Below are 10,001 nucleotides of genomic sequence, written 5' to 3'. Positions count from 1 at the left end.
GGGGGCCGGTGGGGCGGGCCGGTCGCCCGGGTCGCGCCGGGCACCGCCGGCGGCCCCGCGCTCCCGGCTCAGGTACGTCGAGACGCCGTGCCACACCACCGTCCCGTCCACCGATCCGGTGAGGACCACGTCGAGTTGCCGCCCCCGGTCGTGCCGGCGCAGGTCGGTGGCGTGTACCGCGAAGTCGAGGGTCTCGTCCGCCCCGATCGGCCGGTGCACGGTGATCCGATTGCCCACGTGCACCAGACCGATCAACGGGAACGGGAAGTCGGGGGCGGTCATCAGCCGCAGGGCCAGCGGGAAACCCATGATGTGCGGGTACGTCCCCGGCAGCGTCTCGGTGAGCCGGAAACCGCACACCCGGTCGTACTCGGCCAGGTGGGCGCGGTCGACGGTGACTCCCCGTACGGTCAGCTCCACGTCCGGCGGCGTGCCGGCCCGGTGGGAGCCGACTCCCGGCAGCAGCCCGGTCAGCGCCCGGCGGTAGAGCGCCCCGGTGGCCGGCATCGCGGGCAGTACGACGGTCCGGCGGGTCTGCGGCGACTCGGCGGCGGTGGACATCTCACGCCCCCAGCAGGCTCTGGCCGCAGACCCGGACCACGTTGCCGGTGATCCCACCCGAGGCCGGTGAGGCGAACCAGGCGATGGTCTCGGCCACGTCGACCGGCAGACCACCCTGGGACATGCTGTTCATCCGCCGGCCCGCCTCCCTGATCATCAGCGGGATCCGGGCGGTCAGTCGGGTCTCGATGAAGCCGGGGGCGACCGCGTTGAGTGTGATGCCGCGTTCGGCGAGCACCGGGGCCATCGACTGGACCAGCCCGATCACCCCGGCCTTGCTGGTGGCGTAGTTGGTCTGGCCCCGGTTCCCGGCGATCCCGGCGATGGAGGAGACCGCGACGATCCGCCCGCCGGCCGGGACGAGGTCCCGGTCCAGCAGTACGTCGTTGATCCGCTCCTGGCTGGCCAGGTTGACGTCGATGACCTGGTCCCACCGGTCGGCGTCCATCCGGGCGATCGTCTTGTCCCGGGTGATGCCGGCGTTGTGCACCACGATGTCGACGTGGCCGTGCCGGGTGGCCAGGTGCTCGGCCAGCCGGGTCGGGGCGTCCGCCGTGGTCAGGTCGAGCTGTACCGCCGTACCGCCGATGTCGTTGGCCACCGCGGCGAGTGCGTCGCCGGCGGCCGGGATGTCCAGGACGACGACGTGCGCGCCGTCGCGGGCCAGCAGCCGGGCGAGCGCCGCGCCGATGCCCCGGGCGGCGCCGGTGACCAGGGCGACCTTGCCGGCGAGGGGACGGTCCCAGTCGGCGGGGGCGACCGCCTGGCCCGGACCGGCCGGCCGGCCGACCCGGACGACCTGCCCGGAGACGTACGCGGAGCGGCCGGAGAGCAGGAAGCGCAGGGTGGATTCGAGGCTGACCAGGGTGCCGGCGTCGGCGTCCCGGGTCACGTACACGAGTTGGGCGGTGCTGCCCCGGCCGAACTCCTTGCCGATGCTGCGGGTGAGCCCCTCCAGGGCCCGTTGGGCGGTGGCGGCGCGCGGGGCGTCGCACTCCTCGGGCGGGGTGCCGAGCACGACCACCCGCCCGGACGGGTGCAACGTGCGGGCGTGGGCGTGGAAGAAGTCGTAGAGCGGGCGGAGCCCGGTCGAGTCGGTGACGCCGGCGGCGTCGTAGACCAGGGCCGCGTTGCGGGCCGCCCGGTCGGTGGCTGGTCCGGGTGTGGCGGCGGCCGGGTCGGTGGCTGGTCCGGGTGTGGCGGCGGAGTCGCGCAGTTCGACCCCGGCGGCGGTCAGCAGCGCGCCGACCTGCTCGGCCAGTCGACCGTCGGGCGCCGCGCCGAGCAGCACCGGGGCGGTGACGAGCGGGTCGCCGGGTCGGTGCCGGCGCAGTCGGGGCGGGTCGGGGAGACCGAGGCGCTTGACCAACGCGCGGCCGGGGCCCGACTGGACGAAGCTCGCGTACCTGTCGCTCATAGGCGTAGCCTACTGACGAGTAGGGTATCGGCAAGGCTTTCACCCGGTTGAGTTTCCCGATTCGCCGGGTCGGGTTCCTGAGGAGGCGGGATCGTGCAGACCATCCGTCGGGTCGCGGTGATCGGTGGCAACCGGATCCCGTTCGCCCGGTCGAACTCCCGGTACGCCAGTGCCTCCAACGCGGACATGCTCGGCGCCGCCCTGGACGGGCTGGTCGCCCGGTTCGGGCTGGCCGGCCAGCGGCTCGGTGAGGTGGTGGCCGGGGCGGTGCTCAAGCACGCGCGGGACTTCAACCTGACCCGCGAGGTGGTGCTCGGCTCCCGGCTCGACCCGCACACCCCGGCGTACGACATCCAGCAGGCCTGCGGCACCGGTCTCGAAGCGGCCATCCTGGTGGCCAACAAGATCGCACTCGGCCAGATCGAGGTCGGGGTGGCCGGCGGGGTGGACACCACCTCGGACGCCCCGCTGGCCGTGAACGAGGAACTGCGGCGCAACCTGATCAAGCTCAACTCGGCCCGTACGCTGGGCGAACGGCTGAAGATCGCGACGAAGCTCCGGCCGAGCCAGCCGTTCCGGCCGGAGATCCCACGCAACGCCGAGCCGCGTACCGGGTTGTCGATGGGGGACCATGCGGCGGTCACCGCCGTGCGGTGGGGCATCGACCGGGCGGCCCAGGACGAGTTGGCCCTCCGCTCGCACCAGCGCCTCGCCGCCGCCTACGAGCGCGGCTTCTTCGACGACCTGATCACGCCGTACCTGGGGCTCACCCGGGACCAGAACCTCCGGCCGGACACCAGCCTGGAGAAGCTGGGCAGCCTCAAACCGGTCTTCGGGACCCGGGGCGCCGACGCCGAGCAGGCGAGCATGACCGCCGGTAACTCCTCGCCGCTCACCGACGGCGCGTCGACGGTGCTGCTGGCCAGCGAGGAGTGGGCTGCCGCGCACCGGCTACCGGTGCTGGCCTGGTTCTCGTTCAGCGAGGTGGCCGCCGTCGACTTCGTACACGGCGACGAGGGGCTGCTGATGGCCCCGGCGTACGCCGTACCCCGGATGCTGGCCCGCGCCGGACTCACTCTCCAGGACTTCGACTACTACGAGATCCACGAGGCGTTCGCCTCGCAGGTGCTGGCCACCCTGGCCGCCTGGGAGTCGCCGGAGTTCTGCAAGGAGCGGCTCGGCCTGGACGCGCCGCTTGGTGCGATCGACCGGGCGAGGCTCAACGTGAACGGGTCGTCGCTGGCCGCCGGGCACCCGTTCGCGGCGACCGGTGGACGGATCGTGGCCACCCTGGCCAAGCTGCTCGCGGAAAAGGGCAGTGGTCGGGGGCTGATCTCGATCTGCGCCGCCGGTGGGCAGGGCGTCACCGCGATCCTGGAACGCTGACCGGCGGGCTGCGGCCAGGAAGGAACCTGACCGGCCCGGGAACCGGATCACCCCGGGCGACCGGCTCAGGCCCCCGGGGTCGTACCGGGCGGCCGGCTCAGGCCCCCGGGGTCGCCGGGCGGTGTACCCCGGCGTGGGGCTCTGTCAGCAGGGGACCTCGGTGAAGGTCAGGTAGCCGGTACGGGTGCCCCACTGGTACCGGGAACCGTCGCACTCCTCGTACAGGCTGCCGACGATCGTGGTCTTCGACGAGTCCGAGTAGTAGTAGGTGGTGCACTGGTGATCGATCATGCAGGCGCGGGCCTGGGCCGGCGCGCCGGGCAGAACGGCGATGGCCGCGACGCCGAGGGTGGCGGCGGCCAGTGTGCGACGGAGCATGGGTACCTCCTGGGGTGGAGCCGGCCCGACGGTTGACCGGATGGCCAGATCATAGATCATCGTGGATTTGATGGGTGGGCTTGTCGTTGGCCGGGTCGGCGGCCGGGTGATCCAGGTGCTTCTCCCAGCCAGGTAAATCCGGCAAAACGCACGAAAATCCCACGAAATCCCGATGATGGGACTACTGATCTGTCATCGGGGAGGTTCCGTCATGAAACTCCGTACCTGTGCACTGGTGCTCGCGGCCGTGGTCGCCCTCGTCGGGGTGCCCGACCCTGACCGTCTGCGGCCGGCGCCGCCGCCCCACCCCGGACCGTCGGTCATGACGTCGGCGGCGGCTCTGCTGATCCGCTCCGCCGTCACCGTCATGATCAATGGGCAGGTCACCAGGTGACCGGGAGCGCGGCGGGCCCGTGGGTACGGAACGACGGGCGCCAGGTCACCTCGGTCGCCGGCTCGGCCAGCGCGAGCCGGGGCAGCCGGCTGGCCAGCGCGTCCAACGCCTCCAACGCCTCGACCCGGGCCAACGCCGCCCCGATGCAGTGGTGCACGCCGCGCCCGAAGGCCAGGTGACCGGTGTTGTCCACACCCACCCGGGAATCGCGGTTGGCGGCGGCGATGGCGAGCAGCACGGTGTCCCCGGCCGGGATGGTGGTGCCGTCCACGACGATGTCCTGCACCGGGAACCGGCGGATCGCCACCGGGGCCGGCGGATCCAACCGCAGGGTCTCCTCGACCGCCGCAGCCAACTGGTCCCGGTCCAGCCGGCCCAGCGGCTCGGGTTGCCGCAGCAGGGCCAGCGTGGTGCTGGCGATCAGGTTCGCCGAGTTCTCGTAGCCGGCGAAGAGGATCAGGAAGGCCAGCGACGTCAGCTCGTTCGCGGACAACCGGTCGTCGTCGTTCTCCACGCTCACCAGGGCGCTGAGCAGGTCCGCGCCGGGCTGTTCGCGTTTCCGCGCGAGTAGCTCGACCACGAAACCGTGCATCTCGACGATCGCCTGCCGGGCCGCCTGCCGGTCCGGGCGATGGGTGGCGAGCAGGGTGTCCGTCCAGGCCCGGAAGTCCCGCCGGGCGCCCGCCGGGATGCCGAGCAGGTCGGCGATGACGTGCACCGACAGTGGCGCGCAGAAGGCCGCGACCAGGTCGGTCGTACCCGAGAAGGGCAACTCGTCGAGCAGGCCGTCGGCGGTCCGGCGGATCGCCGGGCGCATCGCGCGTACCCGCTGCGGACTGAACGCGGACGCCACCAGCCGGCGGATCCGGGTGTGGTCCGGGGGGTCCATGTTGAGCAGGTTCGCGTCCAGCGCCGGGGGCAGGGCGAACCCGGACCAGCCACCCCGGGAGTGCCGACGGTCCAGCGAGAGCCGGGGATCGGCGAGCCCGTCCGCGACGTCCCGGTGGCCGGTCACCAGCCAGGCGTGCGAGCCGTCCGGCAGGACCGCGCGGTGCACCCCGGAGAGGGTGCGCAACCGGTCGTACTCCTCCCCGAGCCGGTCGGCGGAGCAGGGGATCGGCACCAGGCCGGCATTAATGATCATTGACTGTCTCCAGGGCTGCGTCGGCGACCAGCGGGGAGTGCGCGAAGGCCCGGGCGACCCGGGCCAGCTGCCGCATCTCCCGTACCTCGTCCAGGGCCTCGTCAGGGGTGGCGGGCTCCTCGGGGCGGCGGGGGCGCGACTCGGCGGTGACCGCCGTCAGCGCCGCCCGCAGCTTCGCCGCCTCGACCACGGCGGCCAGTTCGTCGCCCCGCAGGCCGGACGCCTCACCCCGGCGCCGGGCCCGCTCGCCGACCGCCTCGCTGAGGTACGGCCGCAGGGCGAGCCGGGCGTCGTAGATCTCCACGACCCGCCGGTGCAACCGCTCGGCGGGTCGCCACCGACCGGCCCGGTCGGGGGTGAGACGGACTGCGGGGACGGCGGTGCTGAGCGCGTGCCACAGCGGGTGGAGCTGGCGGAGCAGACGTACCCGGTCCACGGTGCCCGCCACCCCGGCGAGCCGGGGCCCCCAGGCTGGCATGGTCAACCCGAGGATGACCAGCAGCGCCCCGACGCTCGACGAGAGGGGGACCAGGGCCTCCCCGCGGTGGACGTTCCAGCCGGCGGCGGCCTCGACGATGTCGAGCGCGCGGACCGTGCAGTAGACCAGGCCGACCGCCGCGCCGGCGGTCGTGGTCCGCAGCCCGGTCCGCAGCCAGCCGGTGCCGACCAGCCGGGCGTACGGCCAGCAGATGCGGATGATGTCCACCAGGCCGGCGGCGAAGGCGGTCAGGTACGCCAGCAGATAGACCGCGAAGTGGGGGCGGCCGGCGTAGGTGGCGACGAAGTCGGTGTTGCGGGACTCGGTGGGGCCGGCGGCGACGAAGAGCCCGAGCAGTACCAGCGCGACCGTGCCGAGGACGAACTGCCGGTGCCGGGCCCGACGTCGGGCGGTGGTCGGCTCCGCCCACCAGAGCAGCAGCACCTGGATGGTGGTGGAGAAGGCCACCACGCAGAGATGCGCGACCAGGGCGGCGATGTTGTTGACCCCGGTCAGCCGGTCGGCGGCCGTCCACACGGCCGGGGTGGAGACGGTGAAGGTGACCGCGAGCAGGGCGAGGGCGTTGGTGACCGCCCGTCGCGCCGGAGTCCCTGGGCCGCGCTGGTGCGCGGAGAGCAACCGGTAACCGGTGGCCGCCCAGGCGAGGGCGGCCAGCACCGGGTAGAGCGCGCCGTGCACGCCTCAGCCGCCGTCGAGTGAGCGCCGGATCCGGTCGACCACCGCCGCGGCGGCCGGGTCGGCGGCCGGCCCGGCGTCGGGACCGGGTCGGGGGACGTGCCGGGTGGTGTGCCGCCAGAGCAGGTCAGCGATGATCTCCGCCTCCGTTTCGGCCCGCTCGTCGTACCCGGGAACCCGGCCGAGTACGGAGGTCACCACCGCAGGGTCGAGGGTGGGCATCAGCAGGCGGGCGAGATCGGTCCCGCCGACCGGTTGCCCGGTGTGCCCGGCCAGCAGGTGGCCCAGTTCGTGGGCGACGATGTGCCGCTGGTGCAGCGGGCTGGTCCGGTTGTCGTACGCCACGTGGTGGGCGTTGGGTGTGGTGATGACGAGGCCGCAGGGAGCGTCCGGGGGGAGCGGCAGCGGCAGGAGGTGGACCGGTCGGTCGAGGCGCTCGGCCACGGCCCGGCACAGCGCGTCGCAGTCCGGCGTCGTCGGTGCCGGGATGTCGGCGACCAGGCGCGCGAACCGTCGTCGTGCACGCCATCCGGTCATTCGTCCGTAGCCTTTCCGGCCCGGTCCTTCCCGGTGAGTCCTTCCAGTTCCAGGCAACGGTCGACCATCTGCTGGATGACCTCCTGGCTGGCCGGGGAGAGGCCCTTGTGCTGGAGCACGGTCCGTAGCGAGACGTGTTGCACCTGGAGCCGGCGCAGGGCGTCCAGGGTGCGCAGGTCGGCGATGGTGTGCCGGGCGAGTTCGTCGTCGAAGAAATATGCCGGGCTGACCCCGAAGAAGGCGGCGAGCGCCTCGATGTGGTCCTTCGTAGGATTCTTTCGCCGGCCACTGCGGAGTTGCCAGATGTAGACATCGGAAATGGAGCCACCTGCTGCGCGGATCGCTGCCGCCACCTCCTTGTTACTGTGCGGCGTACGGCGACCTGCCGGTCGGATCGTCTCGAAGAGCAGGTTGAGCCGGTCGGCGAACGAGGACCCTCCGTCAACGGTGCCGCCTGCGCCCATTCCTACCTCCGCGGTTCACCATTGCTAGCTCTCATTAGTCGGCTCGTAGTTATTGTTAACTCTGGTTGGTGTCGCGGCGTGCCCACCGTCGGTCCCCGCTGTCCGTGCCTGCTCCGCCCCTGATAGCTGCCGCGTCGACAGGAGGTGGGCGGATTCCCGGTGGCCATCGGGACACCTTTCCGTTCCGCTCCGGGGCCCATTGTGCGGCGGCTCGGCCGGGCCCATTGCACCGACCCGGGTAATGCAGAGGCCGGCATCCACGGGGGGAGATGCCGGCCTCTGTCTCGCACCTTACCGATGACAGCCGGGTTGATGCAATGGCCTACCGGTGGGTTTTCCGGGAAAGCCCCATCCCCCGCCGGCTCCGGGCATTCCCCTTGCCGCTGTCTGCGAGGGTGTGAGCGCGCCGTGGCGGCCCTACCGCCGATGCGGCACCATGGCATCCGCAACACGCATCCGTCCTCAGTGGACAGCAGGCGTCGACAGAATCTGGAGAGCGGACATGAGCACCGACTCCGGCTGGAGCGACTACCTTTCCACCGAGACCACCGCCGTGGACCATCGCCGACGCCAACTACGACGTCGCCAGCGGGTACGACACGACGGCCGGGTCGTTCCTCGACGCCGCCGTGGCCGAGAGCGGCTCCAGGAGCGCACCCGACGGACCCGGGACCTGGCCAGCAGCATCGGCGCGGTGATCACGCCGTACGTCCTCGCCGGTCGCCTCGTGCAGATGAACAGCAGGAACCCCGCAGTTCGCCTGTCCCCGCTGTCAGGCGTGGACGCTGACGAGACGGCCGTCACGTTCTGTCAGCGCTGTGGGGACCGCCGTTCCGAGACCGCACTGCGTACCTGCCCGCCTGCCGGTTCGACTTCCGTTCGCTGCTGAAGCCGGAACAGCTCTGGCGCCCCCGGGAACGGCCGGCACCACCACCTCCCCTGTCGGCACCGCCGCCGCCCGTACCGCAGGCGGTGTCCGGCTCCGCCGTCGTACCGCCGCAGCGTGCAGCGGACCCGGAGGCGGAACACTGGCCCCGCCCGCCCGGCTACCCACAGTGATCCGGTCGGCCGGCGGTCGGGGTGGCCAGCGCGGAGCGACGGAAGCCGGTACGCGAGAATCGGCAGCGTGACGAGCATTCCGAACGTTCTCGCCAACCGGTACGCCTCGCCAGAGTTGGTCGCCCTCTGGTCCCCCGAGCAGAAGATCAGAATGGAACGGCGGCTCTGGCTGGCCGTGCTCCGGGCCCAGCAGGATCTCGGCGTCCCGGTACCGGACGGGGTGGTCGAGGCGTACGAGCGGGTCCTCGACTCGGTCGACCTCGCCTCGATCGCGGCCCGCGAGCGGATCACCCGGCACGACGTGAAGGCCCGGATCGAGGAGTTCAGCGAGCTCGCCGGGCACGAGCACGTGCACAAGGGCATGACCTCCCGCGACCTCACCGAGAACGTCGAGCAGTTGCAGGTGCGCGCCTCGCTGGAGCTGATCCGGGACCGCGTGGTCGCGGCGCTGGCCCGGCTGGCCCGACTCGCCGTCGAGCATTCCGACCTGGTCGTGACCGGTCGGTCGCACAACGTCGCCGCGCAGGCCACCACGCTGGGCAAGCGCTTCGCGTCGGCCGCTGAGGAACTGCTCATCGCGTACGAGCGGCTGGACGATCTGATCGGCTGGTACCCGCTGCGTGGCATCAAGGGTCCGGTCGGTACCGCCGCCGACCAGCTCGATCTCTTCGACGGGGACGCCGGGAAGGTCGCCGAGCTGGAGCGGCGGGTGGCCGAGCACCTCGGCTTCACCCGGGTGCTGGACAGCGTCGGCCAGGTCTACCCGCGCTCGATCGACTTCGCGGTGCTCGCGGCGCTGGCCCAGGTCGCCGCCGCGCCGTCCTCGCTGGCCACCACGATCCGGTTGATGGTCGGGCAGGAGCTGGCCACCGAGGGTTTCAAGCCCGGCCAGGTCGGATCCTCCGCGATGCCGCACAAGATGAACACCAGGTCCAGCGAACGGGTGAACGGCTTCGCCGTGATCATCCGGGGTTACCTGTCGATGGTCGGCGAGCTGGCCGGTGACCAGTGGAACGAGGGGGACGTCTCCTGCTCGGTGGTCCGCCGGGTGGCGTTGCCGGACGCGTTCTTCGCCGCCGACGGCCTGTTCCAGACGTTCCTCACGGTGCTCGACGAGTTCGGGGCGTACCCGGCGGTGATCAACCGGGAGCTGGAGCGGTTCCTGCCGTTCCTCGCCACCACGAAGATCCTGGTCGCGGCGGTCCGGCGGGGTGTCGGCCGGGAGGTGGCCCACGAGGTGATCAAGGAGCATGCGGTCGCCGTCGCCCTCGCGATGCGTGAGAAGGGCGCTCCGGAGAACGACCTCTTCGACCGGCTCGCCGCCGACGGTCGGCTGGGTCTCACCCGGGCGGAGATCGACGAACTGGTCGCCGACCGGGGCGGTTTCGTCGGGGCCGCGCCGGCCCAGGTGCGCGCGGTCGCCGATCGGGTCGCCGCCGTCGTGGCCGCTCACCCCGAGGCGGCCGCCTACCACCCCGCCCCCATCC

The 10,001-nt window shown here is 72.2% G+C and carries 10 protein-coding genes and 1 pseudogene; 4 read left to right on the top strand and 7 right to left on the bottom strand.

Features of this window, described 5'->3' with window-relative positions; genetic code table 11:
- Positions 1–561: pseudogene (locus GSF22_RS24860) on the bottom strand (hypothetical protein); the annotation flags it as partial.
- 1 nt (position 562) lies between these two features.
- A complete protein-coding gene (locus GSF22_RS24855; RefSeq protein ID WP_208816154.1) occupies positions 563–1,978 on the bottom strand; it encodes a 3-oxoacyl-ACP reductase in 1,416 nt (471 codons plus the stop codon).
- A gap of 93 nt (positions 1,979–2,071) precedes the next feature.
- On the opposite strand from GSF22_RS24855, the gene GSF22_RS24850 reads away from it, so the two are divergent.
- Positions 2,072–3,364, top strand: coding sequence for an acetyl-CoA C-acetyltransferase (locus GSF22_RS24850; RefSeq protein ID WP_208816153.1), 1,293 nt, complete (start codon positions 2,072–2,074; stop codon positions 3,362–3,364).
- Between the two features lie 144 nt (positions 3,365–3,508).
- Here the strand turns inward: GSF22_RS24850 and GSF22_RS24845 are convergent, their stop codons facing one another.
- Complete coding sequence (locus GSF22_RS24845) at positions 3,509–3,742, bottom strand: DUF6289 family protein (RefSeq protein ID WP_208816152.1); 234 nt, start codon at positions 3,740–3,742, stop codon at positions 3,509–3,511.
- Positions 3,743–3,953: 211 nt separating this feature from the next.
- Between GSF22_RS24845 and GSF22_RS24840 the strand changes: the two genes are divergently transcribed.
- Positions 3,954–4,136 carry a hypothetical protein gene (locus tag GSF22_RS24840; RefSeq protein ID WP_208816151.1) on the top strand — a complete coding sequence of 61 codons (183 nt, stop codon included), beginning with the start codon at positions 3,954–3,956 and terminating at the stop codon, positions 4,134–4,136.
- On the opposite strand, the gene GSF22_RS24835 is transcribed toward GSF22_RS24840, so the two are convergent.
- From GSF22_RS24835 to GSF22_RS24820, 4 genes are read right to left on the bottom strand one after another with little or no spacing between them, the layout of a single operon-like run.
- A complete protein-coding gene (locus tag GSF22_RS24835; protein ID WP_208816150.1) occupies positions 4,126–5,280 on the bottom strand; it encodes a cytochrome P450 family protein in 1,155 nt (384 codons plus the stop codon). The genes GSF22_RS24840 and GSF22_RS24835 overlap by 11 nt on opposite strands.
- On the bottom strand, positions 5,270–6,457 hold the full coding sequence (locus tag GSF22_RS24830) for an MAB_1171c family putative transporter (RefSeq protein WP_208816149.1): 1,188 nt from the start codon (positions 6,455–6,457) through the stop codon (positions 5,270–5,272). Before GSF22_RS24830 ends, GSF22_RS24835 begins: the two co-directional genes overlap by 11 nt.
- A 3-nt stretch (positions 6,458–6,460) precedes the next feature.
- Complete coding sequence (locus tag GSF22_RS24825; protein ID WP_208816148.1) at positions 6,461–6,991, bottom strand: ImmA/IrrE family metallo-endopeptidase; 531 nt, start codon at positions 6,989–6,991, stop codon at positions 6,461–6,463.
- Positions 6,988–7,455, bottom strand: coding sequence for a helix-turn-helix domain-containing protein (locus tag GSF22_RS24820; RefSeq protein WP_208816147.1), 468 nt, complete (start codon positions 7,453–7,455; stop codon positions 6,988–6,990). The genes GSF22_RS24825 and GSF22_RS24820 overlap by 4 nt, the downstream gene beginning before the upstream one ends.
- Before the next feature lie 502 nt (positions 7,456–7,957).
- Between GSF22_RS24820 and GSF22_RS24815 the strand changes: the two genes are divergently transcribed.
- Positions 7,958–8,344 (top strand): hypothetical protein, encoded by a 387-nt coding sequence (locus GSF22_RS24815; protein ID WP_208816146.1) that lies wholly within the window; start codon positions 7,958–7,960, stop codon positions 8,342–8,344.
- A 237-nt stretch (positions 8,345–8,581) separates the two neighbouring features.
- On the top strand, positions 8,582–10,001 hold a 1,420-nt coding region (gene purB, locus GSF22_RS24810; protein ID WP_208816145.1), incomplete at its 3' end, for an adenylosuccinate lyase.

This window comes from Micromonospora echinofusca, from assembly GCF_017614955.1.
Lineage (GTDB): Bacteria > Actinomycetota > Actinomycetes > Mycobacteriales > Micromonosporaceae > Micromonospora > Micromonospora echinofusca_A.
Note: the sequence above shows the minus strand (reverse complement) of the source record. Positions and strands in the feature narration are given on the sequence as shown.

Coding starts and splice junctions, on each gene's coding strand:
- GSF22_RS24835 (WP_208816150.1), bottom strand. CDS start 5,280: ATGATCATTAATGCCGGCCTGGTGCCGATCCCCTGCTCCGCCGACCGG.
- GSF22_RS24825 (WP_208816148.1), bottom strand. CDS start 6,991: ATGACCGGATGGCGTGCACGACGACGGTTCGCGCGCCTGGTCGCCGAC.
- GSF22_RS24855 (WP_208816154.1), bottom strand. CDS start 1,978: ATGAGCGACAGGTACGCGAGCTTCGTCCAGTCGGGCCCCGGCCGCGCG.
- GSF22_RS24820 (WP_208816147.1), bottom strand. CDS start 7,455: ATGGGCGCAGGCGGCACCGTTGACGGAGGGTCCTCGTTCGCCGACCGG.
- GSF22_RS24845 (WP_208816152.1), bottom strand. CDS start 3,742: ATGCTCCGTCGCACACTGGCCGCCGCCACCCTCGGCGTCGCGGCCATC.
- GSF22_RS24840 (WP_208816151.1), top strand. CDS start 3,954: ATGAAACTCCGTACCTGTGCACTGGTGCTCGCGGCCGTGGTCGCCCTC.
- GSF22_RS24815 (WP_208816146.1), top strand. CDS start 7,958: ATGAGCACCGACTCCGGCTGGAGCGACTACCTTTCCACCGAGACCACC.